The following is a 24660-nucleotide window of genomic DNA, read 5'->3' as shown; positions in this document are numbered from 1 at the left end:
TCAGGGGGCCGCGAGTCGCTTCCGAACCGGTGCGTCGGCACCGACTCCGATGACGTGCGCGCGGCCCCAGGCACCGAGCGGTTCCAGGGCCTGGTTCAGGGACCGGCCCAGGGGGGTCAACGCATACTCGACGCGGGGCGGGACCTCACCGAAATCCTTCCTCCGTACGATCCCGTCCTCCTCCAGTTCGCGTAGATGCGCGGTCAGGACCTTCTCCGTGATCCCGTCGAGCATGCGGCGCAGTTCACCGAAGCGGCGTGCCCGCTCGTCCAGTGCCCACAGGACGAGCACCTTCCACTTGCCGCCGATGACGTCCATGGCCGCGTCGATGCCGCAGTGGTACGAGCCGGGTCTGCGTGTGGTGGTCATCGCCACCCCTCCTAGCTGGATGCTCACCCCCGGGTGGGTACGCACTCGAAAGTGCGTACTTGTCGGGGCCCTCGACATGCCACGAGGCTAGTGGACATGACCCACGACATCTCGGACGAACCTCAGGTCTCCCTCCTCGGACTCGGGGACATGGGGACGGCGTTCGCACACGCCTGGCTCACCGCCGGATATCCGCTCACCGTCTGGAACAGGACCCCCGCCCGCGCCGAGCCGCTGGCGGCCCGGGGCGCCGTCGTCGCCGCCACGGCCTCGGAGGCGGTGGCGGCCGGCCGCCTGGTGGTCACCTGCCTGCTCGATGACGCCTCCGTCGACCAGGTCCTGGGGGACACCGTGTTGGCGGGACGGGACCTGTGCGACCTCACCACGAGCACGCCCGGCCAGGCCCGGGCCCGGGCGGAGTGGGCACGCGAACGCGGCGCCCGCTTCGTCAGCGGCGGCGTCATGGCGGTCCCACCGATGATCGGTGTCCCGGACTCGGGCGGCCACGTGCTCTACAGCGGTTCCCGGGAGGCCTTCGACGAGCACGTCGACACCCTGTCCGTGGCCGCCGAGGCCGTTTTCACCGGTGAGGATCCGGGACTGGCCGACCTGAACGACATGGCCCTGCTCAGCGCGATGAACGGCATGTTCGCCGGGGCCGCGCACGCCTACGCCCTGGTCCGGCACGAGGACGTGTCCCTGGAGGACTTCGGCGAGCGGCTCGCCGGATGGCTCGTGGCGATGGCCTCCACGGTTCCCGGCACCGCCCGGCAGCTGGAGAGCGGGGACTACACCACCGGTGTCGTCTCGAACCTGTCCATGCAGGTACGGGCGAACCGGGCCCTGCTGCGCACGGCCGAGGAACAGGGTGTCTCCACGGAGTTGCTCGCTCCCTACACGCACCTGTTGGAGAGGCGCCTGGCACAGGGGCACGGGGACGAGGACGGCGCGGGTGTGGTCGACCTTCTCAGGGCGCCCCGCCGGGATCAGACCTCCACTGTGCCGCCGCAGCGCCAGTAACGGGTCCGGTCGCGCTCCATGAAGCCCTCGTCGAGAAGGCCGCGGCGCAGTACCGACACGTTCGCGCTGAAACCTCGGAGCAGGGCGTTGACCTCGGCCTCGCTGTAGCGGACTCCGGGTTCGAAGACCCGGGCCACGTGGTCGAGCAGGACCAGCCGGACGGAGCGACGCACCGGAATCGCGATGATCCGCCCGTCCGGCATGTAGGCGCGCAGGACCTGTGCGCGCTCGTGCTCCGTCAGCGGCCCCTCCACGAGCCCTTCTCCCCTCTCCTCTCAGCGGCCGGCCGGCAGCATTCCGTGTACGACCGCCCCGACCCGGCGTGCGGCCTCGTCCGGATCGATCGGCTGCAACGAGTAGGACACCGTCAGGCGCAGGGCGACGTCGGCGGCGGCCTCGGCCTCCGACGCGGTCAGTTCCGGACAGCGTTCCTCGAACAAGGCGGTGATGCGCTCGCCCAGGACCTCCAGCAGCGGTTCCGAGCGCGTGGTGAGCACGGGCAGCAGTTCGTGGTCGCCGGTGACCACGGCGTGCAGCAGGGGGTTGTCACGGGCCGAGAGCAGTACCAGTCGGGTGGCCTGGCTCACCGCGTGGGGCGGGCTCTGGTCCTTCTCCTCCAGAAGGCGCACCACCCTGTCCAGCAGCGCGTTGACCTCACGTACCACCACGGCCTGGAGCAGCCCCTCCTTGCTGCCGAACACGTTGTACAGGGTCTGGCGGGAGACCCGGGCGGCCGCCGCGATGTCCGCCATGCGTCGGTGAGCCCACCCGCCGGAGACGATCTCGGCGTAGGCGGCGTCCATCAACCTCTCCCTGACCGGGATGCCCTCGACGCGCCCTCGTCCGTTCACGGTGCCCATGCCCTCATCCTCGCACCCGTCCCGTGGGGAGGCCATCCTTCCTCCCTCGTACCGCCCGTTCCCGCTGCTAACACTCTGGTCACGCGCGGGCGCCGCTTTGGCCATGTCCCTGTCCGGGCGGGTAGCGTTACCGCCCATGGCGTCCTTTGACGATGATCTACGGCTCGCCCATGTGCTCGCCGACGCTGCCGACGACCTCGCGCTCAAGCGCTTCCGCGCTCTTGACCTGGTGGTCGACACCAAACCCGACCTCACTCCCGTCACCGAGGCCGACCGCATGGTCGAGGAGACGCTGCGCGGTGTGCTCTCCCGCGCACGGCCACGTGACGCCGTGGTGGGAGAGGAGTACGGACGGACCGGCAACAGTAACCGTGTGTGGGTCATCGACCCCATCGACGGCACCAAGAACTACGTGCGCGGCGTCCCCGTGTGGGCCACCCTGATCGCTCTGTTGGAGGGCGACCGCTCCGTGGTGGGCGTCGTCTCGGCTCCGGCCCTGCACCGTCGGTGGTGGGCCTCCAGGGGCGGGGGCACCTGGCAGGGCCGCGGTCTGTCGAAGGCCTCACGCTGTCAGGTCTCGAAGGTGTCGGAGCTCTCGGACGCCTCCCTGAGCTTCTCCTCGTTGACGGGTTGGGAGGAGCAGGGGCGTCTCGACTCCTTCCTGGGGCTGACCCGGTCGGTGTGGCGCACCCGCGCCTACGGTGACTTCTGGTCCCATGTGATGGTCGCCGAGGGCGTCGTGGACATCGCCGCCGAACCGGAGCTGTCGCTGTGGGACGCCGCGCCGCTGCCCGTCATCCTGGAGGAGGCGGGGGGTCGGGCGACCGACCTGCGCGGCGGGGACTTCGAGGACGGAGGGCCCTTGGTGTGCACCAACGGGGCACTCCACGACCAGACCCTGACCTGGCTCAACGGCGGCCCCACTCCCCTGCGCCGAAACTGAGTCCGAAACCAGGGAACCGGATCCGCTCTCTCCCACGATGAGTCTGTTGAAACCCCCGTCTTCGCGGGCTCCGGCATCGCCGAAACGGTGACCGGAAATCACGCACATCATGGGAAGGGACCGCATGCCGCATTCCCTCACAGCCGGGATCGTGCTGGCCTTCGCCGGTTCACGGGCCAATATCGCCCGGACCATCCTGTCCTGCGCGGGCATCGTCGTGGGCGTCGGCGCGCTGATCATGGTGGTCAGCGCCGGCGACTTCGGTCAGAAGTTCGCCACCGCCTACGGCGAGGCCAACGCGGGGCTTCCGGCGACCCTCCACGTCACCGTGGAAGGTCGGCTCACCGACCGCTCCGCCTTGGAGGAGGATCTGGTCCGGGCGGGCGGCAGGGACCTCTCGATCTACCAGAACCCCTCGAAGACCCCGATGTTGCGCTCCGGTGACCAGGTCTTCTCCGATGTGGGGTTCCTCGGTGTGGACCCCTCGCTGGGCGACATCCGGCGGATGCACCTGGCGGAAGGCCGTTGGTTCACCGAGGCCGACCTGGAGTCGCGGGCCCCGGTCCTGGTCGTCAACCGGACGCTCGCCGACGAGCTCGGTGACCTCACACAGATCCAGGTGGGCTCCGACCGGTGGCTGGACGTACGCGTCGTCGGCGTCCTGGAGAGCACCGCGTTGGACTTCACCTGGTACAGCGCCTACATGCTGCGCGCGCCCGCCTCCGAGGAGCTGCTCTTCGGGACCTCCGTCGACACCGAGGACGAGGAGGATCCGTACGTCCTCACCCGAACCTCCCAGAACAGCTACCAGGTACGGATCGACCCCACGGACCCGGCGGCGCACGACCCCTTCGGCGAGATCTTCGCCGAGCGCCTGGCCACGACGTCCTGGCGTTGGGGCATCGAGAGCGTCGACGACATCTGGGTGTACCGGACCGACTACGGCGACGAGGTCGACGCGGTCATCACCTACCTGTCCCTGGGGTTGGCCGGCATCGCCGTCATCACCCTGGGCACCGGCCTGTTGGGCGTGCTCAACGTCGGCCTGGTCACGGTGCGCGAGCGCCGACGCGAACTGGCGACCTACCGCGCCCTGGGGGCGAGCCGGTTCACCCTGTTCGTGGCCGTGGTCATGGAGGCCGTCGTGGTCTCGCTGGTGGCCGGGCTCATCGCCCTCTTCGGCTGCTGGGCCGTGGTGACCGCCGCGGGAGTGGTGACGGAGCGCCTCGTCTCCCTGCCTCCCGGCGTATCCCTCGGCATCCCCGTGTCCGCAGTACTCATCGGCCTGGGCAGCGCCGCTCTGGTGGGACTGCTGGCCGGGGTCATCCCCGCGATACGGGCCCTGCGTGCGTCCGTCGTCGCCGGACTCCGCGAATAGGAGACACACGTGAAGAAGTGGATCATCATCGGTGCGGCCCTGGTACTGGTCCTCGGACTGGTCGGCGCGGGCCATCTGCTGGTGTCCCGTATCGGCGGCCCCGACGGCGAGGACCTTCTCGCCCCAGAGCCCGCCCTGGACGTGAGCGGTGCCCCGGTCGAGGTCGAGATGGGCGAGGTCAGCTCGCTGCTGGTGCTGGCCGCCACCGTGCGGGCCGAGCCGGGGGAACAGGTCAAGGTCCGTAACGGCGGCACGGTCGCCCACCTGTGGGTGGGCGAGGGCGCCGAGGTCGACAAGGGCGCGCCCATCGTGAACGTGAGGACGCCCGACACCTCCGCGGTCGTCACCGAGGGCCGCGACGAGGCCCCCGCGATCACGGAGATCACCCTGTACGCTCCCACCGACGGCAGGGTCTCGGGGCTGAAGGACGTGCTGGTCGGCGACGTGCTCGAACCGGGCACGGTGGTGGCCACGGTCTCCCCCGACGAGTTCCGCGCCGTCGCCCCGATCTCGCCCAACGACCTCTACCGCTTCTATGAGGACCCCGAGGACATCATGCTCCAGATCGACAAGGGCCCGCCCGCCGCTCCTTGCGAGTTCCTGTCCCTGGACACGAGCGGCGCGGGGACCGGCGGCGCGGAGGACGACGAGGACGGCGGGGGCGGCGGCGCCGAACTGATCTGTCGGGTGCCCGACGACCTGGAGGTCTTCGAGGGGGTGCGGGGCAAGATGTCGGTCAGCACCGGCACGGCCGAGAACGTCCTGGTCGTCCCGGTGACCGCCGTGCGGGGCAACGCCGACTCGGGCGAGGTCGTGATCGTCGCCGCCGACGGCACCGAGGAGGTCCGCGAGGTGGAACTCGGAGTGTCCGACGGTGCGTCCATCGAGGTCACCGCGGGGCTCAGCGTGGGGGACATGGTCCTGGACCCCGTGCCGCTCGATCCCCGTTTCGACGTTCCCGAGGCCCACGCCCCAGAGGACGAAGAGTTCGTGGAGGGGGACTAGATGCCCGTCGACGTGGAGACCCCGTGGTCCGGCGCCTCCCGCCCCGACTCCGCCCCCCTGCTGCGCGTGGAGGGGGTGACCCGGCACTTCACGGTGTCGGGGAGACGGATCGACGTGCTGCGCGACTGCACGTTCCAGGTGGAGCGCGGCGAGATCGTGGCGGTGGTCGGGCAGTCCGGCTCTGGCAAGTCCACCCTGCTCAACGTACTGGGCCTGCTCGACCGTCCCAGTGGCGGTTCCTACGTCTTCGACGGCGTGGACACCACACGTCTGGGAGAGGGACGGCGTTCCCGTCTGCGCGGAGAAGGCATCGGCTTCGTGTTCCAACAGTTCCACCTGTTGGAGCGCCGCACCGCCCTGGCCAACGTGGGGGTGCCCCTGGTGCTCGGCGGCGTGCCCCTGTTGCGCCGGCGGGCACGCGCCCGCGAACTGTTGGAGGCCATGGGCCTGGGACATCGGTTGCACTCCCGACCCCACCAGCTCTCCGGCGGTGAGCAGCAGCGTGTGGCGCTGGCACGTGCGCTGAGCCGTGACCCCGCCCTGATCCTGGCGGACGAGCCCACGGGGGCGCTGGACGCCGCCAGCAGCACGATGATCATGGAGCAGCTGCTGGAACAGGCCAGAAGCCGCGACGCCGCCGTGGTCGTGGTGACCCACGACCCTCAGGTCGCCGGACGGGCCGACCGCGTGGTGGAACTGGTGGAGGGCCGCACCCGGTGAGGACGGTGTGCCGTGCGGGAGACCGGGCGGCACACCTCGAAACCCTCATGAAAAAACACCGGGCCCGATCGGGCCCGGTGTTTCCTTGGTAGCGGGGACAGGATTTGAACCTGCGACCTCTGGGTTATGAGCCCAGCGAGCTACCGAACTGCTCCACCCCGCGTCGTTGTATCTCCATTTTAGGGGCTTACTCCCTGAGGAGCAAATCGGCTTTCCTTCCGGAAAACCGTGGAGATCCTCCCCTTCCACCCGCCGGTTTCCCGACCGGGCCGAAGCCATACTACCAGGTCCTCCGTCGGCTCCCGTCCTCCACGAAGGTACCGTGAGCACTTTCATGCCCGTGCCGGAAAAGACGGAGAAAACCAACGGACCCGGGATTTCTCCCGGGTCCGGGTCTGGTAGCGGGGACAGGATTTGAACCTGCGACCTCTGGGTTATGAGCCCAGCGAGCTACCGAACTGCTCCACCCCGCGTTGTCTTATCTCCACAGTAGCGCGCTCGGGGCGATAACCCAAATCAACGGATCGGTACGCGATCCACCGGACCCATGGAGTCGTGGGAACGCGGACGGGGCGGGACCCGGAGTCCCGCCCCGTCTCCGCCGCGGGAGCGGCGGACCACGCGCTGTTCGTCGGAGGCCTCGGAGAGGACCGCCTAGTTGTCCATCTCCTCCTGGATGGCCTCCAGTGCCTCACGCAGGCGCTCGTTGGCCTCCTCGTTCGACTCCTGGGCCTCCTCCCAGGCCTCGACGGCCTCGTTGAGGGCCTCGGTGAGGTCCTGGTCCCCGCCGCCTTCCTCCTCGCCGGCGGAGCCCTCCTCGGGAGTCTCCTCCGGGGTCTCCTCGGTGCCCTCCTCCGGGGCCGTGGCGTCCCCGTCGAAGAGGTTGCTGAGCGCGTCCGGCAGGTTGCTGCCGATCGCGACCTCCTCACCGAAACCGACCATGACCTGCTGCAACAGCGGGAAGGACGCGGCTCCTCCGCCGCCGGCCTGCACGTACAGAGGCTCGACGTAGAGCAGACCGCCCGCGAACGGCAACGTGAGCAGGTTGCCCCGCGTCACCTCGGCGTTGGACTGTTCCAGAGGCAGGAGCACCTCACGGACGGCGGCGTCGGCGTCGAAGGCGTTCTGCACCTGTCCGGGACCGAAGATCACCGTGCTCCGTGGCAGCTCCAGCAGCTTCAGCTGACCGTAGTCCTCCGACCGCGGATCGCTGTCCACCGCCATGAAGGCCGCGAGGTTCTCACGACCACGCGGCACGAACGTGGTGGTCAGCGAGAAGGTGGCCTCCTCCTCACCCGGGTAGTGGATGGTCTGTCGGTAGGGCGGCTCGGGAGCCTCGGTCCCACCGGTGGGGTCGGTGGGCACCGTCCAGAAGTCCTGACCGCCGTAGTAGGCGGCGGCGTTCGTCACGTGGTACTCGCGCATGATCTGCCGCTGCACCTTGAACAGGTCGTCGGGGTAGCGCAGGTGGTCGATGAGCTCCTCGCTCATCTGGTCCCTGCCCTCGACGATGTCGGGGAAGGCCTGCATCCACGTCTTCAGGACGGGGTCCTCCTCGTCCCAGGCGTACAGGGTGACGGTGCCGTCGTAGGCGTCGACGGTCGCCTTGACCGAGTTGCGGATGTAGTTGACCTCGTTGCCCGGCAGTGCTCCCACCTGCTGGAAGGCACCGTCGGTGAAGGTGTCCGTCACGGCCTGGCTGAAGTCGAGCCGGTTCGCGTACGGATAGCCGTCGGAGGTGGTGTAGGCGTCCACGATCCACACGACCTTGCCGTCCACCACCGCCGGGTAGGGACGGCTGTCCACGGTCAGGAACGGGGCCACCTTCTCCACCCGCTCCAGCGGGTCGCGCTCGTAGAGGATGCGCGAGTCGTCGGTGATGGCGCTGTTGAGCAGGATGTTGGGTTCCTGGTACTTGATCGCGTACAGGATCCGCTCGAAGAAGCCCTTGAGCTGGACTCCGCCGCTACCGTCGTAGCGGTTGTAGGCCTGGGAGTCGCCGCTCGTGTCCTGTTCGGCGCCCTCCTCCGCCGGAGCCTCGCCGTCGGTCTCCTCGGTCTGCTCCGCGTTCTCCTGGTCGGAGTCGGCCGGGGCGCGTGCCTCGTCCGGACTCGGGGTGACCTCGGGCTCGACCGCGTCCTCCAGGGTCGGTACGTCGCCCGCGTCCTCCTCGGCGTCGAGAGGATAGTCGTACTCCTCCTCCGCCTGGACGATGACGTAGTCGGCCCCTTCGCGTCCGTAGTAGATGCGCGGCTGGTACTCGCCCACGACGTCGCTCAGCTCGCCGCGCGGCGGAATGTTGTACTCGGTGAAGACCGGTCGTCCCTCCGCGTCGATCTGCGTGCCCGCGGCGGCGACCATTCCGTAGCCGTGGGTGTAGATCAGGTGCCGGTTGAGCCAGTTGTCCTGGTCCGAGGGAGGACCGTCCAGTTCACGGACGGCCACGATCGTGTCGATCAGGTTGCCCTCCGCGTCCGGGTAGCGGTCCACCTCCAGGACCTCGGGGAACTGGTAGAAGCCACGGACCTGCTGCATCTGCTGGAAGGTCTGCGAGACCACCGAGGGGTCGGCCAGGCGGACCGTGGTCCCCTGGGACTCCTCCACCAGGTCCTGAGCGCTGAGTTCGGTGGTGGCGTCGTAGGCCTGCACGTCGGCGTCGGCGATGTCGTAGGCCTCACGCGTGTACTCGATGTTGCGCTCGATGTACGGGCTCTCCAGGCGCTGCTCGTTCGGGTTGACCTGGAAGCGCTGGACGATCTCGGGGTAGGCCACGCCGACCAGGACACCCGACAGCACCAGCAGTCCGAGGCTGGCCATGGGGACCATGGTGTTCTTGAAGTAGATGTTGGCGAAGAACAGCACGGCGCAGATGACCGAGATCACGGTGAGGATCAGCAGAGCGGTCTTGACCGCGTTCACGTCGGTGTACGAGGCACCGAAGGTGTAGCCGCGGTTGGAGAAGACCAGTCCGTAGCGGTCCAACCAGTAGGAACCGGCGCGCAGCAGCACGAACAGTCCCAGGAGGACCGACAGGTGCACGCGTGCGGAGGGAGTGGCGCGCTGACCCGTGTCGTTCTGTAGGCGCACACCTCCGTACAGGTAGTGCACGATCACCGCGGCGATGAACGCCAGGATGACGGCCGCGTACAGGTATCCGAGCAGGATGCGCAGGAACGGATAGGTGAACGCGAAGAACGCGACGTCCATCTGGAACTCGGGGTCGTTCACCCCGAACTCGACGCCGTTCATGAACTGTAGGTAGGCGCGCCAGTCACCGCTGGCCGCGGCTCCCGCCAGCAGGGCGAGGGCGCCCACGGTGATCCAGAAGAACAGCTTGCGGTGCGGATCGATGGACTGCCTGTAACGGTCCAGGCCCTGCTGCTCCAGGCTCATCGGCCGGATGCCGGGCCGGGAGCGGTAGGCGAAGAAGATGCTCGCGCCGACGATGACGGCCATGACCAGGCCGGCGACGGCGAACAGCAGCACGCGGGTCCACAACTCGGTCAGGAAGACCGAGGTGAAACCGGTGGACTGGAACCACAGGTAGTCGGTCCAGAAGTTCGCGGCGAGCATCAGCCCCGCGATGATGACGACCACGGTAGCCGCGACTGGCGCGAGCAACCTTGATCGGCGAGGCATACGCGCAGGTGGTGCGCCGGGCGATCGGAAGCTCACGCCTCCCCCTCGGTTGGCTTGGTAGGTGCGTATCGGTGCGCGTGTGGCGCTCTCATTACTGAAAACTTAAACGGTGGCCGCCGGGTTCCCGAAACCACCCTCGTATGGGTGACAAGGCTGCATCTTTGCCGTATCGGAGTCGCATCCGGAGCCCTGTCGTGACCCTACTGCTCCGGGATGGGCGACGTCGGGTCCTCGGCATCGGTCAGTATGGGAACGTGTCGAACATTCGCGAAGCCGTCATGGACCTCGAACGCCACGCAGCCGCACAGGGTTGGGACCGGCCCCTGGGGCTGTACGCCCTGGTGCCCACCGCCGATCTGCTCGAAGCCGAACCCGCGTTGGCCGAGTTGCTCGGGATCGACTCCCCTCGGGATCCCGACGAGTTGACCCCGGTGGAGCAGGAGCAGCTGCCCGACGATCTTCCCCTGGAGGAGGCGCTGGGGCGCATTCTGTGGCCCGAGGGCGTGGCGGGGTGCGCCCTGGTGATGGAGCGCCTGGTGGTGAAGGGGTCGGACGAGACCCTGGACCAGGGCGAGGACCCTCGTACCTCGGGTCGGGAGACCGAGGAGATCCGCATGGTCGCCGGGGTGCTGCGCGATGGGTCGCGGTACTGCGCCATGCGCATGCGCAGCCACGACAGCGAGTCGGAAGTGCTCAACGGCACGGACCTGATCCCCGCGCTGACCTCGGCGTTGGCCCTGACCCTGGACATCGAGGAGGAGCCGGAGGGGAACTGACGGCCCCCTCCCCCGCTCTTCGTTCCACGGGAACCGGGGGCACGCCGAGGCGCGTCCCCGGTCACTCGCAGCGGGGCAGTTCTCCGTCACCGGTGCGAATGGTCTCCAGTGCCTCGACCGCTTCGGAGAGGGTCTCCACCCGCACCACCTCCATCTCGTCGTGGGCGGCCGACTGCGCCACCTGGGAGCAGCTCTCGGCCGCCACGAGGAAGTACTCGGCCCCGTCGCGCTGGGCGCTGACCATCTTCTGCGGGATACCGCTGACTCCGCCGACCTGGCCGTCGGAGGTGATGGTGCCGGATCCGGCGACGCTCGCTCCACCGGTCAGGCTCTCCTCGCTGAGCCGGTCCATGATCCCCAGAGCGAACATCATGCCCGCGCTGGGCCCGCCGATGTCGCCGACGGTGATCTCCACGTCCACCGGGAAGTCCATCCGGTCGGCGATGAGCACACCGACGGCCGCGTTCCCGGCCTCACCCTCCGCCGTGGTCATCTCCACCTCGACGCTCCGACCGTCACGCTCCAGGGTGAGCTCGACCGTCTCGCCGGGCTCGCGGTCGCCCACCAGGTCCACGACGGCCGCACTGCCCACGGACGCCTCGGGATCGCCGCCCCCCTCCGTGGGCACGGGCTCGCCGTCCACCTCCAGGATGACGTCGCCCTCCTCGACCTTGCCGTGTGCGGGCATGCCCTCGACGGTGCTGTTGACCACGGGAAGCGCCTCGTACCCGATGCCGAGCTGGTTGAGCGCCGCCGCGGTGGCGTCGGTCTGCGAATCGTTCATCTGCACGGTCTGGCGTTCGCTGACCTCCTCGGCCGTACGCCCGGCGGGGAAGAGGAGTTCCTCGGGCAGGACGGCCTGGGTGGGTGAGAGCCACGCGGTGACGACCGTGAGGAAGTCCAGGCGCTGTTGTGGTCCGCCCGCGTACTGCACGGTGACCATGGAGAGGGAGCCGTCGTGCTCGTAGTCCTTCACTCCCTCGATCTGGATGACCGGGCCTTCCTGACCCTCTCCGAGCGTGTTCACGGTGAGGCCCGGTGCGGCCACCAGGTAGGGGACGGGGAGGAGGAGGCTGCCGACCCCGAGTCCGACGAGGAGGAACAGGGCGGCGACGAGGGTCATGACGCGACGAAGCATGCGCACAGCTTATTGCGGCCCCTGAGCGGCGGGCCCTCGTCCACCTTCCCGTCAGGAGCGGCCCGTCTCCGCCCCCGCTGTTCAGGGGGAGCCCACCCACTCGCTCTCGCCGTCCTGGAAGTCCTGTTGCTTCCAGATGGGCACCTGGGCCTTGAGATCGTCGATGAGGCGACGGCAGGCCGCGAAGGCCTCCTGCCGGTGACGGGCGGAGGCCGCCACGACCACGGCGACGTCACCGATCTCCAGTCGGCCGACGCGGTGCACCGCGGCCATCTTCACCACGGGACGACCCGGCGGGGAGGTGTCGGCGAACACCTTCTCCATGACGACTCGCAGCTGCGCCTCCACCGTCGGATGCGCCGTGTAGGCGAGCCGGGCCACATCACGACCATGGTCGATGTCGCGGACCGTGCCGACGAAGACCGCGGTACCGCCCGCGCGCGGATCGGCGACCGCGGCGAGGACCTCGTCCACCGAAAGAGGGGTGTCGCGTACGGACGCGAGGGTGATCTCTTCCACGCTATGACCGTACCAAGCCGCGTCACCCCATGTCGGGACGTACGAGAATGTCCTCGTCGTCCCCGAGCGCGGCGTAGGGGCCTCTCCCAGGGCGGGGGAGGACTCATCCGCCCTTGCGCCTGCGCAGGTGACGGATGGCGGCGGCGGTGCCGATGGCCGCGGCCGCGGCGCCTGCGGCGCCGGCGGCCGTGAGGGTGACCTCCTTGCGCCCCAGGCTGCGGCCCACCAGCGCGTGCCTGCCGGTCTTGGACTCCAGCAGGGCGGCCAGAGCGGCCCCGTTGTCGTAGGCGGGTTTCCACCCGGCCTCACGCAGCACCGAGCAGTCCACGACGCACGGGTAGACCAGGAACTTGAGCTCCCCCTCCGCGGCCGGAGTGATCCGTGCCTGGTGGAGGCGGCGGACGGCGCCGAAGGCGAGGTTGGCGGGGACCTCGAAGTGCTTCATCCCGGCGATGCCCTCCACCTCCGCCTGGGTGAGGGATCCCTCACTGCCCACGGCGAGCACCCCCTTGGGGCCGTCCACTCCGCGCACCGCGCAGAAGGCCAGGGCACTGGCCAGGTCCTCCTCGTGGCAGAACTGCCAGCGCTGCTCATGTCCCTTGACGGTCAGCAGACGCGGTGCCGAGAAGTGGCGGCTGAGCAGGGTGTCCAGCCCTGGCCCCACGAGCGGGGCCGGGCGTACCACGGTGACGGTCAGGCTGGGGTGCGCCCGACGGGCGCGTTCGGCGAGGGCCTCGATCTCGGCGAAGTCGCCCATGAGCCCCTCACTGTTGTCGGACACGCGCGGGGCGTCCTCCGGCAGCGGTACGGGGTTGTCCGGCGTCGCTCCGTAGACCATGGTGCTGGTGACCAGGATGACACGCGTGACCCCTGAGGCGGCCGCGGCGGTCAAGACCGCCTGGGCTGCGCGGATGTTGTGCGCGCGGCGTTGCGAGGGCCGGGTCTGCAAAGAGCGGTCGTCGGCGGTGTGCACGAGCACGTCCACCCCGCCCAACCGGGAGACCAGGCCGGGATCACTGACGTCGGCGATGCGCCACGTGACTCCGCGCAGGTCGGCGAACTCGTCATCGATCGCGATGATCTCCCGGGGGGCGGCGGAACCTTCCGGCATGGCCAGGCGTTGCACGAGGAGCCGGCCCACACCGGAGGCGGCACCGGTGACAGCGACCACCCTGCCCGCGCCCGCCTGGGGGCTGTGCTCTGGGCGAACCTGGCTGCTTTCGGTATTCACTCCGGGCGACTCCCAGCTAACGTGACAGTGGAGACCAAACCTACTCCTGCCTGAGGTCTTATTGTGAGCGACCTGCCTTTCGGTTTCAGCATGCCGAACGATCCCGATGACGAGTCCGGACGCCGCTCTGGCGACTCCGGCTCGGGTGCCGGCAGCGGCGGCCCGGGCGGAGGATCCGGCATGCCGGACGGTTTCCCGTTCGGCGACCCGCAGCAGATGGCCGCCATGCTGCGCCAGTTCGCCGACATGATGTCGGCCCAGCCCGCTCCCGGTGGTGGCGGTCAGACGCCGTCGTCGGGCGTGAACTGGCAGATGGCCAAGGACGTGGCACGCCAGGTGGTGGCCCAGGAGGGCGACCCGAGCGTCCCCGCGTCCGACTACGCCAAGGTCGAGGAGGCGCTGCGCCTCGCCGACCTGTGGCTCGACCAGGCTACCGACCTGCCGTCGGGGCTCCAGACCGCCCAGGCCTGGAGCCGTTCGGAGTGGGTCGAGCGGACGATGGACTCGTGGGTGCAGCTGTGCGACCCGCTCACCAGCAGGACCGTCCGGTCGATGGGACAGAACCTGCCCGAGGAGATGCGCTCCGTGGCGGGTCCGCTGCTGGGCATGATCCAGCAGATGGGCGGCATGATGGTCAGCCGTCAGGCGGGCCAGGCCGTCGGGGAGCTCTCACGCGAGGTCATCGGCACCACCGACATCGGGCTTCCCCTGGCCGGGGAGGGCAACGCCGCTCTGCTGCCGTCGGGTGTGGAGCGGTTCGGCGAGGGGCTGGAGATCCCCGCCGACGAGGTGAGACTGTACCTGGCCGCACGCGAGGCCGCCCTGCATCGGCTCTACTCGCACGTGCCGTGGCTGCGTTCACACGTGTCACGGTTGGTCGGCGAGTACGCGGACGGGATGTCGTTCGACATCAGCGGGCTGGAGGACCGGCTCGGTGAGATCGACCTCACCGACCCCGAGGCGCTCCAGGAGGTCCTGGGCGGCGCCGGGGGCGAGGGGTTGTTCCAGCCCGAGGACACCCCGCAGCAGAAGGCGGCTCTGAACCGGCTGGAGACCACTCTGGCGCTGATCGAGGGTTGGGTGGCGACCGTGGTCTCGTCCGCGGTCTCCGGCCGGCTTCCGCAGGCGGGCGCCCTGGCCGAGGCGACCCGGAGGCACCGGGCGACCGGCGGTCCCGCGGAGCACACGTTCGCCGCGCTGGTCGGTCTGGAACTCCGTCCACGCCGCCTGCGCGAGGCGTCCGCCCTGTGGTCGGCGCTCCAGGAGGCCCGTGGCGTGGACGGCCGTGACGCGGTGTGGCAGCACCCGGACCTGATGCCCACCTCCGAGGCCCTGGACGACCCGGACTCCTTCGTGCACGGCTCCGGGGAGTTCGGCGAGGCCGACTTCGACATCTCCTCGTTGACCGAGGAGGCCCCGGGCCAGAGGAAGAAGGACGAGGAGTCCGACGACGACCGGGGAGAGGACTCCTAGGTGCCGCTGCACGCCGATGCCCGGGCGACCCTGGAGGCGTGGACGGCGCCCGACCCCCGGCAGGAGGAACTGCGCCTGTCCTACCTGGAGCACCTGGAGAGGTACGAGGACGGCATGTGGCGCGACTGCCTGCCGGGCCACGTGACGGCGAGCACGGCCGTCCTCTCCGCCGATGGCTCGCACGTGGTGCTCACGCTGCACCGCAAACACCGGATCTGGTTGCAGACGGGTGGACACTGCGAGCCGGAGGACACCACCCTGGCGGGGGCCGCCCTGCGAGAGGCCACGGAGGAGTCCGGGATCGAGGGGATCACCCTCCTCCCCCGGCCGGTACGACTGGACCGCCACCCCGTGCCCTGTGGAGGCGGCAGTCTCCACCTGGACGTGCAGTACGCGGCGATCGCCCCGAGGGACGCGGTACCGGTGCTCGACCCCGACGAGTCCGCCGGCCTGGACTGGTTCCCGGTCGACGACCTGCCCGAGCCGTCCGACGACGCCTGTCGTGCCCTGGTGCGCGCCGCGGCCCGAGCGGTGGTCTCCCATCGCGGGAGGACCGCCCCGGTCCGGGGCGTGTGAGGCGCGCTCGGGACCGTCCACCCGCCGAGGCGGGCCCCTCGGCCCTCGGTCGTCGCCGCGCCTCGGAGACGGTCCCCCGTGTCGACCACGCGGGAGCGGAGGTCGCCGTCGCCCTTTGAGGAGCAGGCCGTGCGACGGGGTGTGGCACGGAAGGGATCCGGCTCACTCCTCGAAGGCGACCTCGGCGGTGTCGAGTTCCTCGTCCTCCTCGACGGGAGCTCCGGGAGCGGCTCGGGACGCCGCGCTGAAGCCCTCCAGGTATCCCCGGGCCCGCTCCGCCTTGGGGTAGCGACGCACCAGGTCCCAGAACTCCCTGCCGTGGTGCGGGATGAACAGGTGCGCGAGTTCGTGGATGAGTACGTAGTCGACGACCCAGGAGGGCATACCGGCGACACGACGGGAGATACGGATCGCGCGGGTGTCGGGGGTGCACGAGCCCCACCGGGAGTTCTGGTTGTCGACCCAACGCACGCTGCTGGGCAGTTCGGTACCGTCCAGGTAGCGGCGGGCCAGTTCCACGGCGCGTTCGTACAGCTCCTGGTCTCCGGGGCGGCGTCGGCCTTCTCGGGCCGCCAGTCTTTGCAGCATGCGTCCCACCCAGCGCTTTTCCTCTGCGCGGGAGAACGTCGCGGGCACGAGGACGACCGTGGTGTCCCCGTCCCGGTAGGCCGACACGGTGCGCCGACGACGAGGACTACGTCGTACCTCGACTTTGGTGTTCGAGGGCACGAACTTTACGGTAGCCGAGGGAGGCGCTCCCGCACAGGAGCGCCTTGTCTGGTTATGTCATGGTTTTACCGGATCACCGCTTCTCGGAACCTAGCCGAAAAATCCGACCCTGTAGCACATTCCGCTCTGACCAGGAGCGTTTTTCGACTGTGTGACAGGCCACTACGGGAACCTCCAGGGGTTCGCCTTCATTTTTTCGGTAGCAAAAAGAGACCGAACGGTGACCCTTTTCGCGGGTCCCCGCACGGCCTTGGTGGGATCGGCTCAAGGAGCCGAGGTTCCCGTCACACGAGACGGCGTCAACACAGACGCGGCCACACGACCTCCGTGGAGTCTCGTTCCCCCCGGCGCTCCGCACGTCGACGGGCCCGCAACCGGCGTGCGGTGAGCCTGACGTCCTGCACGCGCCTGGAGTCCACGTCCATCTCCCGGGCGACGCGCCCGATCTCCGTCATCATCATGTTCTCTCGGCCTTTCAGGGGTGTGTCGTTCAGGTCGGGGTCTTCCGCTCCGCCTCAGGCCGCGACCGGGGCCGGGCTCTTGCGGGGCCGACCCCTGGGGCGCTTACGCGCCACGATCTGGCCGGAGACGAGCAACTGTCCGCCCCATACGCCCCACGGCTCCCGACGCTCCAGAGCATCGGCCAGGCACTGTTCGCGGACCGGGCACGAACCACAGACCGCCTTGGCCTCCTCGACGTCCGCGGGCGCCTCGGCGAAGAACAGGTCGGGCTCCAGTCGGCAAGGGACTTCGGTGTCGGACAACCAGGGCGTTTCCAGGACCGACGCAAGCATCGGTGCCCTCCAAGATCTTTGATCGTTTCGTACAACGCGGTCGGTGTTCATCCACCGGAACCGGTCCGGTGAGGGACCTGGACCTGCGATGCCGCCCGTTCCTCCCCGCCCCTGGGGGACGGAGACGAACAGAGATACAAAGAAGGCCGCGGCCCCTGTGTCGGGGTCCGCGGCCACGGTCGAGACTCTCGGCCTGTCCTGCTGCTAGGCCGGAATCCTCCGTGGACACTCCCCCGATGCGCCATAACGGCGCCGGGTGGCTACTGCGTGTGCTGCCATGGGCTCGCCGCGATCAAGGGCGGGCTCGAACTCGACGGACACACCACTGCCATTGACGGGTCGTCCGGTACGGGATCCCGTCACCACGCGACGGAGACCGAAGTCGCCGAGGCCTGTGAGGAATCCGCCGGCGCCGACACCGGAGGCGGTGGACTCACCGAGGAGGACGTCCGCTCGACCGCACGGGAAGGTGCCCGTGACGACCGTCGAGGACGGATGCCACGACGGCACGAAGGCAGCGATGAGACCAGTGGTCTCGGTGATGATGCCGGTCATCTGATCGGACACCTCCTTCACGATCGGGCTACGGGAATCTTCCACCCGCGCCGGGAGCGGTCATTACGACGGTGTACACACTAGGGCCGGCCAAGAAAGAGGGCAACCTATTTTTGACCTGCGAAAATGTCCGCATCCGGCCATGGATTCAGGGGAATGCGACGGTTCCGAGGAGCGTTGCCACGCCACCCCCGCCACCCCGTGGCCCTGCCGATCTCCCGCCCGACCGCCGAAGGTCCGGACGTCGAGAGGATCGTGGAGGAGCCGCGGGCGGGCGGGGCACGGGCCGACACGTCACACGGGCACCGAGGACTCACACCCTCGGTGCCCGGTGAGCAGCGCTCTCGGCCATGGGAGCGACGAGGTCTCCGGAGGGTCTGCCCGGACGCACCGGGCCGGAGGTCGGATCAGCCCTTCTCGTCCACCACGCGGATCATCCCCTCCTGCACCACCGAACAGACGAGTTCGCCGTCACGGGTGTACACCAGTCCGCGGGCCAGGCCTCGCGCGCCCTGCGCGGACGGCGTCTCCTGCGCGTACAGCAACCACTCGTCGGCGCGGAACGCGCGGTGGAACCACATCGCGTGGTCGAGACTGGCCATCAGGATGCCCTCGAAGGACCGGCCGTGCCGCAGCAGCACGGTGTCCAGCAGGGTCATGTCCGAGGCGTAGGTCATCAGGCACACGTGGGTGAGCCGGTCGTCCGGCAGCCTGCCGTCCACCTTCAACCACACGGGGTTGTTCACGGTCCGCAGTCGCGGATCCCGCTCCGCCTCGTGGGACATCGGCCCCACCGGACGTAGTTCGATGGGGTGCCAGCTCGCGAATCCCGGGACCCTGCCGAAGGCGTCCCGCAGGCGCTCCCGCGTGCTCGGCAGGTCCTCCGGGGGAGGGACGTCGGGCATCGGGACCCGGTGGTCCAGCCCCGGTTCCTCCTTGTGGAAGGAGGCGGACAGGGTGAAGATCGGCACGCCGTGCTGGATGGCCGTCACCCGGCGGGTGGTGAAGGAACGCCCGTCACGGACCCGGTCCACCTCGTAGACGATGGGCACCGCCGGGTCTCCGGGGCGGATGAAGTACGCGTGCAGGGAGTGCACGTGGCGCTCGGTGGGAACGGTGCGGCCCGCCGCGACCAGGGCCTGACCTGCGACCTGACCACCGAAGACCCGCTGTGGCCCCTCCTTGGGGCTACTGCCCCGGAAGATGTTGACCTCGATCTGCTCCAGGTCCAACACGGCCAACAGGTCTGCGAGGGACTGCCCTCGCATCGGCGCGTCGACGCGCTCACTCATGCGCTGTCTCCTCCACGTTCTCCTCCACCGACCCCTCCCCCACGTCCGCCGGCCGCGCTCCGGACACCAGAGCGATCACCGCCTCACCGTAGCGATCGAGCTTCGCGGCTCCGACGCCGGACACCCCGGAGAGCTGTGTGAGGCTGGTGGGCTCCTGTTCGGCGATGGCCTGCAAGGTCGCGTCGGTGAAGATCACGTAGGCGGGCACCTTCTGTTCCTGGGCCTTCACCCGGCGCCATTCGCGCAGACGCTGTAGCAGGGCCTCATCGTAACTGGACGGACAGTCCAGGCAGCGTCCCAGTTTGCGTTCGGCCGCATCGGTGAGAGTGGACGAGCACACGCGACACCGGATCACGCCGCTCTTGCGGCGCTCGGTCCGCCTGGAGGCCGTGGACGGGGAGGCGGGACGGAGCCCGTCCAGAAAGCGGGAGGGCCTACGGGTCTTCCTGCCTCCGGGCGAACGGGCCGGCGACCACGACATCACCAGGCGTTCGCGGGCACGGGTGACCCCCACGTAGAACAGGCGCCGTTCCTCCTCCACCTGTTCGTCGGTCTCGGCGTAGATGATCGGCATCATGCCCTCGGTGAGGCCGACCAGGAAGACGACGTCCCACTCCAGCCCCTTGGCCGCGTGCAGGGAGGCGATCGTCACGCCCTCGAAGTCGGGCGCGTGCTCGGTGGCCATCCGCATGTCCAACTCGTCCACGAAGTCGGCCATGGTCACCGCAAGGCCGTCCGGCCGCGGTGCCTCGGCCATGTTCTCGGCCAGTCGGGCGAGCGCGGAGAGGGACTCCCAACGTTCGCGGGCCTGGCGCCCCTCGGGCGCGCTCTCGGTCAGACCGAGCCGGCCCAGCAGCTGCCTGACCGTGCGCGCCAGGGGCTCGGGCTCCTCCCCCGCCGCACCGTGCCGGGCCCCACGCAGGATGTGGACGGCCTGCTTGATCTCGGGACGCTCGAAGAAGCGCGCGCTGCCGCGCACGGTGAACGGCACGCCCTCGTCGGCCAGGGCCTGCTCATAAGCCGCCGACTGGGCGTTGGTGCGCACCAGCACCGCGATCTCCCCCGCCGGGGTGCCCTCCCGCAACAGCACGCTGATCTTACGGGCGACCCCCGTGGCCTCCGCCGGCTCGTCGTCGTACTCCACGTACATGGGATCCGGTCCGTCGGGGCGCTGGGCCTGGAGGGTCAGGTGCTCGGCCGCGAAGGAGCCGCGTGCCTGCCCGATGACGTGGTTGGCGACCCGGACCACCTGGGGGGTGGAGCGGTAGTCGCGGACCAGTTCGACCACGGTGGCGTGCGGATAGCGCGTGGCGAACTCCGTGAGATAGGTCGGGGTCGCTCCCGCGAACGAGTAGATGGTCTGGCTGGGGTCGCCGACGACGCACAGGTCGTCGCGGTCGCCCAGCCAGGCGTCCAACAGGAGCCGCTGGAGCGGGTTGACGTCCTGGAACTCGTCGACGACGAAGTAGCGGTACTGGTCGCGCACACGCTGGGCGATGGCCGGGTACTCGTTGATCATGCCCGCGGTGAGTTCGAGCATCGACTCGAAGTCGAGGAGGTTGTGCTCACGGCGCACCTCCTCGTAGGCCTCGAAGACCCGGGCGACCTCGCCCGCGGGCAGCGGGGTCGGACGACCCGCCTTGGCCGCGGCCTTGTCGTAGTCAGTGGGGCGCACCTGCGTCACCTTGGCCCATTCGATCTCACCGGCCAGGTCCCGCACTCCGGAGCGGTCCGGCTGTAACCCCACCAGGTGGGCCGCGCGGGAGACCGCCTGGAGTTTGCTCTCGATGAGCGTGGGCTTCTCGCCGCCGATGACCTGCGGCCAGAAGAAGGACAGCTGTCGCAGGGCGGCGGCGTGGAAGGTGCGGGCCTGGACGCGGGGCGCTCCCAGGGCGCGAAGCCGGCCGCGCATCTCCCCGGCGGCGCGGGTGGTGAAGGTGACCGCGAGGACCTGTTGCTCGGAGACCACCCCGCTGGCGACCGCGTGCGCGATGCGGTGGGTGATGGCACGGGTCTTGCCCGTGCCGGCACCGGCCAGGATGCACACGGGGCCGCGCAACGCGCGGGCCGCCTGGGTCTGCTCGGGGTCCAGTCCCTCCAGGACGCGGTCGGGGTCCATGGTGCTCCTGCATCGGTCGGGGCGTACGGGTCCGGCGTCCCAGTGTCTCAAGGATCCGCCGACCGGGGAGCCGATCGGTCTGCGCGCTCGGTCACCCATGCGTCGTGGCCGCCATCGGCCACCTGAGAACCAGGCGGGCTTGTGAGGCGTCACACGTTGTGTCGCACGGCCGTGGGAAGCGCTTGGGCCCTCTCGGTGTTGAGATGACCGAACACATCCCCACGACCGTGGACGAAAAGAGGACGTGAGCGACATGACGAAGTCGGCGACCGGAAGTTTCACGATGTACACCACCCCGTGGTGCGGATACTGCAAGCGGCTCAAGAGCCAGCTCGCACGCGAGGGGATCACCGGTGACGAGGTGAACATCGAGGAGCACCCGGAGGCCGCGGAACTCGTGATGAAGGTCAACGGCGGGAACCAGACGGTCCCGACGCTGGTCTTCGGGGACGGATCGGCCATGACCAACCCGTCGCTCGCTCAGGTGAAGCAGAAGTTGGCCGAGTTGTCGTAGGACGAACGCGGATCACCGGTCCCGCCACGGGGGCGGGACCGGTGATCCGCACCTCGGGGCCCGCCGTCATCGGTGGTGCGCCTTCCTACGGTTCCCGGCCGGGAAGGGCACGGACGATGACGACGGGGAGTGTTGAGTTGGGGCAGGACATGAGGCCTCTTGACATGACGGTCGCAGACACGGTGGAGGCCGACGTGGTCCGACGCACCCGGAACGGGTGGCGTGTGGACGGCTGTGAGGAGATGCCCGACCTGGTGAGCGCGATGGTCCTGGCGGATCTGCTGGCGGGGGAGACGGGCGCACGACGCCCGCGTTCCCAGGCGCCCGGCCGCGCTCCGGAGGGGGCCTCCGAGGTCGAACGACTGCGGCACACCATCGCCCAACTGGAGCACGCCCTGCACTCGCGTGTGGTGGTGGAGCAGGCGATCGGGGTTCTGGCGGAACGGCACACCATGCTCCCCCGCAAGGCCTTCGAACTGCTGCGCTCATCGGCGCGCTCGCGCGGGCGGAAGGTCGCCGAGCTGGCACGGGACGTGGTGGAGAGCAGTACCAGCCCCCTCGTCACCCTGCCCGACGAATTGAGCGGCTGACGTTCCGGCGGGGCCTTCTCACCACTCCCCGGGGAGTTCGGCCCCGTACCAGTGCTCGATGAGGGTGCGGGCGATCGACACCCGTCCCGGCAGGAGGATCTCCTTCCTGTGCGTCGCCTCGGCGAGTTCCGCGCGGGTGAACCAGCGGGAGACGCCGATCTCGTCGTCGGCGCGTTCGGTCTCGCCCACCGCACGTGCGGTGTATCCGACCATCAGGCTGCGGGGGAAGGGCCAGGGTTGCGACGCCAGGTAGCGTGGCCGCTCGACCACGACCCCCACCTCCTCGGCGACCTCACGGGCCACGGCCTGTTCCAGGGACTCCCCCGCCTCGACGAATCCGGCCAGCACGGAGAAGCGGTTCGCCACACCCCAGCGAGGGTTGTTGCCCAGCAGTACCTCCTCGCGCCCGTCCCGCTCGCGATGCACCAACATGATGACCGCCGGGTCCGTACGGGGGTACTGTTCACTGCCCTCCGCCTCGCAGATCCGGACGTGTCCGGCCTCGGCCGCGATGGTGCGGGATCCACAGGCCGGGCAGAAACCGTGCGTGGCGTTCCAGTTGGCGAGGGAGACGGCACGGGTGAGCAGCCCGGTGTCCCGGTCGGACAGGAGCGCACCGACCTCGCGTAGGGACGCCGGCCGGACATCGTCGCCCTCCGTGAGCGGGACCGACGCACGGACGGCGAAGTAGGCACGACCGTCCTCCACCCCGAGCAGGTAGCGCTCTCCCTCGGGGGCCTCACCGGGACCGGTGAGCACGAGTTCGGGAAGTGCTCCGTCGTGGACCAGGGCCCGGGACTGCTTGAACATCACGCCCTTCCAGTCATGGGCCCCGACGTCACCACCCTCCAACGTCAGCACACGGGTGGAAGGGTCGGCCCAGGCCTTCTCCAGCCATTCCTCGTCCTTGCGCAGGTGTGCCGCGGGATCGACGGAGAAACGGGACAGGGAGGGTGTCGTGTGGTCCATGGGGTCCTTCCTTCGAGCGGGCCGTACCGGGGACAGCACCGGAACGGCCCGCGTGCATGCCCCGGATCAGCGGCCCGAGGCGCCGAGTTCCTCCCAAAGGTACGCGGCGCTCTCCGCTCCCTTGAGCAGGAGCGGGATCTCCACCTTCTCGTTGGGGGCGTGGATGCGGTCCTCGTCCAGACCGACCGCGACGAAGACCAGCGGGGCCTGGAGGATGTCGGCGATGTCGGCCTCGGGACCGCTGCCGCCCTCACGGGTGAACAGGACCTCCTTGTCGAAGGCACGCTCCATGGCCGAGCGGGCGGACTTCAACGCCGGGGAGGAAAGGTCGGAGGCGCAGGCCCGCACCCCGGGACCACCGAACTCGATCTCGGCGCGCAGTCCCTCGGGGGTGGCGGCCTCCACGTAGGCGCGGACGCACTCCTGAACGTGCAGCGGCTCCTGCCCGGGCACCAGACGGAAGCTGACCTTGGCATGAGCGGAACGGGGCACGATGGTCTTGCCTCCCGAACCCGTGTGGCCGCCCCACATTCCGTTGATCTCCGCGGTGGGGCGCAGCCAGATCCGCTCCAGTGTGGAGTAGCCCTTCTCCCCCCAGGTGGCGGTGGAGGCGGCCGTGGCCAACCATTCCCGTTCGTCGAAGGGCAGGCGAGCGATGAGGTCGCGCTCGTCGCTGCTCGCCTCGATCACCCCGTCGTGGAAACCTGGGATCGCGACCCGGTCGTCCTCGTCGTGCATACCGGACAGCAGGTCGGCCATGGCCTTGAGCGGGTTGGGCACGGCCCCGCCGAAGGAACCGCTGTGCAGGTCACGCTCGGGGCCGTGCAGGCTGATCTCCACATCGGTGACGCCGCGCATGCCCACGCACATGGAGGGGGTGTCGGCCGCCCACATGGTGGTGTCGGAGATGACGACGACGTCGCAGTCCAGGCGGTCGCGGTTGGCCCGCATGAGTTCGGCGAAGTGCACCGAGCCCGACTCCTCCTCGCCCTCCACGAGGAGTTTGACGGTGACGGGAGGGGCGTCCGCACCAGAGGCCGCCAGAAGGGCGCTGACCCCGAGAGCGTGGAAGAGCACCTGTCCCTTGTCGTCGGAGGCTCCACGTGCGTACAGGGAGGTGCCACGCTCGCTGGGTTTGAACGGGTCGGTCTCCCACTCGGCGATCGGGTCCACCGGCTGGACGTCGTGGTGTCCGTACACGAGCACGGTGGGGGCCTCGGGGTTCGCGGCCGGCCACTCGGCGAACACGGCGGGCAGTCCGGGGGTCTCCCACACCTCCACGGTGGGGAAGCCCGTGGAGGTGAGGTGGTCGGCGAGCCAGCGCGCGGACCGGTGCACGTCGGGGTGGTGCGCGGGGTCGGCGGAGATCGAGGGGATCTCCAACCACTCCTTCAGGGCGAGGACGAACTCGTCCCGGTGCTCCTCGATGTAGGTACGTACGTCCATTGCGG

At 69.4% G+C, this 24660-nt stretch carries 24 protein-coding genes and 2 tRNA genes; 10 read left to right on the top strand and 16 right to left on the bottom strand.

What is annotated here, in order from left to right; all coding sequences use genetic code 11:
- Window positions 1–369: a winged helix-turn-helix transcriptional regulator gene (locus PFX91_RS11505; RefSeq protein ID WP_285731549.1), complete on the bottom strand. Its 369-nt coding sequence runs from the start codon at window positions 367–369 to the stop codon at window positions 1–3.
- 96 nt (window positions 370–465) lie between these two features.
- On the opposite strand from PFX91_RS11505, the gene PFX91_RS11500 reads away from it, so the two are divergent.
- Complete coding sequence (locus PFX91_RS11500; protein WP_285731478.1) at window positions 466–1389, top strand: NAD(P)-dependent oxidoreductase; 924 nt, start codon at window positions 466–468, stop codon at window positions 1387–1389.
- Here PFX91_RS11500 and PFX91_RS11495 read toward each other — a convergent pair.
- Both PFX91_RS11495 and PFX91_RS11490 read right to left on the bottom strand, forming a co-directional pair.
- Entirely contained in the window at window positions 1356–1592 is a 237-nt protein-coding gene (locus tag PFX91_RS11495; protein WP_285731548.1) for a DUF2087 domain-containing protein, read from the bottom strand. The two genes, PFX91_RS11500 and PFX91_RS11495, sit on opposite strands and share 34 nt — an antisense overlap.
- 72 nt (window positions 1593–1664) lie before the next feature.
- On the bottom strand, window positions 1665–2249 hold the full coding sequence (locus PFX91_RS11490) for a TetR/AcrR family transcriptional regulator (RefSeq protein ID WP_285731477.1): 585 nt from the start codon (window positions 2247–2249) through the stop codon (window positions 1665–1667).
- A gap of 136 nt (window positions 2250–2385) precedes the next feature.
- On the opposite strand from PFX91_RS11490, the gene hisN reads away from it, so the two are divergent.
- The 4 genes from hisN (at window position 2386) to PFX91_RS11470 (ending at window position 6295) form a co-directional block, all read left to right on the top strand.
- The gene (hisN, locus tag PFX91_RS11485; protein ID WP_285731476.1) at window positions 2386–3192 is read left to right on the top strand and encodes a histidinol-phosphatase; all 807 of its coding nucleotides are present in this window, start codon (window positions 2386–2388) and stop codon (window positions 3190–3192) included.
- A 124-nt stretch (window positions 3193–3316) separates the two neighbouring features.
- Entirely contained in the window at window positions 3317–4570 is a 1254-nt protein-coding gene (locus tag PFX91_RS11480) for an ABC transporter permease (protein ID WP_285731475.1), read from the top strand.
- A 9-nt stretch (window positions 4571–4579) separates the two neighbouring features.
- Entirely contained in the window at window positions 4580–5575 is a 996-nt protein-coding gene (locus PFX91_RS11475) for a permuted SH3 domain-containing protein (protein ID WP_285731474.1), read from the top strand.
- Window positions 5576–6295: an ABC transporter ATP-binding protein gene (locus tag PFX91_RS11470; protein ID WP_285731473.1), complete on the top strand. Its 720-nt coding sequence runs from the start codon at window positions 5576–5578 to the stop codon at window positions 6293–6295.
- An 86-nt stretch (window positions 6296–6381) separates the two neighbouring features.
- Here the strand turns inward: PFX91_RS11470 and PFX91_RS11465 are convergent.
- From PFX91_RS11465 to PFX91_RS11455, 3 genes are all read right to left on the bottom strand, one after another.
- Window positions 6382–6458 (bottom strand) — tRNA-Met (locus PFX91_RS11465).
- Window positions 6459–6691: 233 nt separating this feature from the next.
- A tRNA-Met gene (locus PFX91_RS11460) sits at window positions 6692–6768 on the bottom strand.
- A 181-nt stretch (window positions 6769–6949) separates the two neighbouring features.
- Complete coding sequence (locus PFX91_RS11455) at window positions 6950–9892, bottom strand: UPF0182 family membrane protein (protein WP_502888306.1); 2943 nt, start codon at window positions 9890–9892, stop codon at window positions 6950–6952.
- 296 nt (window positions 9893–10188) lie between these two features.
- On the opposite strand from PFX91_RS11455, the gene PFX91_RS11450 reads away from it, so the two are divergent.
- The gene (locus tag PFX91_RS11450) at window positions 10189–10710 is read left to right on the top strand and encodes a PPA1309 family protein (protein WP_285731471.1); all 522 of its coding nucleotides are present in this window, start codon (window positions 10189–10191) and stop codon (window positions 10708–10710) included.
- A gap of 61 nt (window positions 10711–10771) precedes the next feature.
- Here the strand turns inward: PFX91_RS11450 and PFX91_RS11445 are convergent, their stop codons facing one another.
- The 3 genes from PFX91_RS11445 to PFX91_RS11435 all read right to left on the bottom strand — a co-directional run bounded on the left by PFX91_RS11445 (window position 10772) and on the right by PFX91_RS11435 (window position 13538).
- Window positions 10772–11833, bottom strand: a complete 1062-nt coding sequence (locus PFX91_RS11445; protein ID WP_285731547.1) for a YlbL family protein — start codon at window positions 11831–11833, stop codon at window positions 10772–10774.
- A 96-nt stretch (window positions 11834–11929) separates the two neighbouring features.
- Window positions 11930–12367: a molybdenum cofactor biosynthesis protein MoaE gene (locus PFX91_RS11440; protein WP_285731470.1), complete on the bottom strand. Its 438-nt coding sequence runs from the start codon at window positions 12365–12367 to the stop codon at window positions 11930–11932.
- A 103-nt stretch (window positions 12368–12470) separates the two neighbouring features.
- Window positions 12471–13538, bottom strand: a complete 1068-nt coding sequence (locus PFX91_RS11435; RefSeq protein ID WP_285731546.1) for an NAD-dependent epimerase/dehydratase family protein — start codon at window positions 13536–13538, stop codon at window positions 12471–12473.
- Window positions 13539–13661: 123 nt separating this feature from the next.
- Here PFX91_RS11435 and PFX91_RS11430 point away from each other — a divergent pair, with 123 nt between their 5' ends.
- Both PFX91_RS11430 and PFX91_RS11425 read left to right on the top strand, forming a co-directional pair.
- Entirely contained in the window at window positions 13662–15071 is a 1410-nt protein-coding gene (locus PFX91_RS11430) for a zinc-dependent metalloprotease (RefSeq protein WP_285731469.1), read from the top strand.
- On the top strand, window positions 15072–15647 hold the full coding sequence (locus tag PFX91_RS11425) for an NUDIX hydrolase (protein ID WP_285731468.1): 576 nt from the start codon (window positions 15072–15074) through the stop codon (window positions 15645–15647).
- 162 nt (window positions 15648–15809) lie between these two features.
- Here PFX91_RS11425 and PFX91_RS11420 read toward each other — a convergent pair whose 3' ends face one another.
- The 5 genes from PFX91_RS11420 to PFX91_RS11400 all read right to left on the bottom strand — a co-directional run bounded on the left by PFX91_RS11420 (window position 15810) and on the right by PFX91_RS11400 (window position 21136).
- A complete protein-coding gene (locus PFX91_RS11420; protein ID WP_285731467.1) occupies window positions 15810–16376 on the bottom strand; it encodes a M48 metallopeptidase family protein in 567 nt (188 codons plus the stop codon).
- 515 nt (window positions 16377–16891) lie between these two features.
- Window positions 16892–17170, bottom strand: a complete 279-nt coding sequence (locus tag PFX91_RS11415) for a WhiB family transcriptional regulator (RefSeq protein ID WP_285731466.1) — start codon at window positions 17168–17170, stop codon at window positions 16892–16894.
- Window positions 17171–17374: 204 nt separating this feature from the next.
- Complete coding sequence (locus PFX91_RS11410; protein ID WP_285731465.1) at window positions 17375–17725, bottom strand: hypothetical protein; 351 nt, start codon at window positions 17723–17725, stop codon at window positions 17375–17377.
- A 407-nt stretch (window positions 17726–18132) separates the two neighbouring features.
- Window positions 18133–19017 (bottom strand): acyl-CoA thioesterase II, encoded by an 885-nt coding sequence (tesB, locus tag PFX91_RS11405; RefSeq protein ID WP_285731464.1) that lies wholly within the window; start codon window positions 19015–19017, stop codon window positions 18133–18135.
- Window positions 19010–21136 carry an ATP-dependent DNA helicase UvrD2 gene (locus PFX91_RS11400; protein WP_285731463.1) on the bottom strand — a complete coding sequence of 709 codons (2127 nt, stop codon included), beginning with the start codon at window positions 21134–21136 and terminating at the stop codon, window positions 19010–19012. The genes tesB and PFX91_RS11400 overlap by 8 nt, the downstream gene beginning before the upstream one ends.
- A 253-nt stretch (window positions 21137–21389) precedes the next feature.
- Between PFX91_RS11400 and PFX91_RS11395 the strand changes: the two genes are divergently transcribed.
- Window positions 21390–21650 carry a mycoredoxin gene (locus PFX91_RS11395; RefSeq protein WP_285731545.1) on the top strand — a complete coding sequence of 87 codons (261 nt, stop codon included), beginning with the start codon at window positions 21390–21392 and terminating at the stop codon, window positions 21648–21650.
- Between the two features lie 164 nt (window positions 21651–21814).
- Window positions 21815–22240, top strand: coding sequence for an ANTAR domain-containing protein (locus tag PFX91_RS11390; RefSeq protein WP_285731462.1), 426 nt, complete (start codon window positions 21815–21817; stop codon window positions 22238–22240).
- 18 nt (window positions 22241–22258) lie between these two features.
- Here the strand turns inward: PFX91_RS11390 and nudC are convergent, their stop codons facing one another.
- A complete protein-coding gene (gene nudC / locus PFX91_RS11385) occupies window positions 22259–23209 on the bottom strand; it encodes an NAD(+) diphosphatase (protein ID WP_285731461.1) in 951 nt (316 codons plus the stop codon).
- A gap of 66 nt (window positions 23210–23275) precedes the next feature.
- Window positions 23276–24655 (bottom strand): dipeptidase, encoded by a 1380-nt coding sequence (locus PFX91_RS11380; RefSeq protein ID WP_285731460.1) that lies wholly within the window; start codon window positions 24653–24655, stop codon window positions 23276–23278.
- Between the last annotated feature and the right edge of the window lie 5 nt (window positions 24656–24660).

It is taken from the genome of Nocardiopsis sp. ATB16-24, from assembly GCF_030271535.1.
Classification (GTDB): Bacteria; Actinomycetota; Actinomycetes; order Streptosporangiales; family Streptosporangiaceae; genus Nocardiopsis.
This window is presented reverse-complemented; position numbering and strand designations above follow the sequence as displayed.

What these genes read in the sequence shown, in the direction of transcription:
- PFX91_RS11505 (WP_285731549.1), bottom strand. Translation starts at nt 369, where the DNA reads ATGACCACCACACGCAGACCCGGCTCGTACCACTGCGGCATCGACGCG.
- PFX91_RS11500 (WP_285731478.1), top strand. Translation starts at nt 466, where the DNA reads ATGACCCACGACATCTCGGACGAACCTCAGGTCTCCCTCCTCGGACTC.
- PFX91_RS11495 (WP_285731548.1), bottom strand. Translation starts at nt 1,592, where the DNA reads ATGCCGGACGGGCGGATCATCGCGATTCCGGTGCGTCGCTCCGTCCGG.
- PFX91_RS11490 (WP_285731477.1), bottom strand. Translation starts at nt 2,249, where the DNA reads ATGGGCACCGTGAACGGACGAGGGCGCGTCGAGGGCATCCCGGTCAGG.
- hisN (WP_285731476.1), top strand. Translation starts at nt 2,386, where the DNA reads ATGGCGTCCTTTGACGATGATCTACGGCTCGCCCATGTGCTCGCCGAC.
- PFX91_RS11480 (WP_285731475.1), top strand. Translation starts at nt 3,317, where the DNA reads ATGCCGCATTCCCTCACAGCCGGGATCGTGCTGGCCTTCGCCGGTTCA.
- PFX91_RS11470 (WP_285731473.1), top strand. Translation starts at nt 5,576, where the DNA reads ATGCCCGTCGACGTGGAGACCCCGTGGTCCGGCGCCTCCCGCCCCGAC.
- PFX91_RS11445 (WP_285731547.1), bottom strand. Translation starts at nt 11,833, where the DNA reads ATGACCCTCGTCGCCGCCCTGTTCCTCCTCGTCGGACTCGGGGTCGGC.
- PFX91_RS11415 (WP_285731466.1), bottom strand. Translation starts at nt 17,170, where the DNA reads ATGCTTGCGTCGGTCCTGGAAACGCCCTGGTTGTCCGACACCGAAGTC.
- PFX91_RS11410 (WP_285731465.1), bottom strand. Translation starts at nt 17,725, where the DNA reads ATGACCGGCATCATCACCGAGACCACTGGTCTCATCGCTGCCTTCGTG.
- tesB (WP_285731464.1), bottom strand. Translation starts at nt 19,017, where the DNA reads ATGAGTGAGCGCGTCGACGCGCCGATGCGAGGGCAGTCCCTCGCAGAC.
- PFX91_RS11400 (WP_285731463.1), bottom strand. Translation starts at nt 21,136, where the DNA reads ATGGACCCCGACCGCGTCCTGGAGGGACTGGACCCCGAGCAGACCCAG.
- PFX91_RS11395 (WP_285731545.1), top strand. Translation starts at nt 21,390, where the DNA reads ATGACGAAGTCGGCGACCGGAAGTTTCACGATGTACACCACCCCGTGG.
- PFX91_RS11390 (WP_285731462.1), top strand. Translation starts at nt 21,815, where the DNA reads ATGACGGTCGCAGACACGGTGGAGGCCGACGTGGTCCGACGCACCCGG.
- nudC (WP_285731461.1), bottom strand. Translation starts at nt 23,209, where the DNA reads ATGGACCACACGACACCCTCCCTGTCCCGTTTCTCCGTCGATCCCGCG.
- PFX91_RS11380 (WP_285731460.1), bottom strand. Translation starts at nt 24,655, where the DNA reads ATGGACGTACGTACCTACATCGAGGAGCACCGGGACGAGTTCGTCCTC.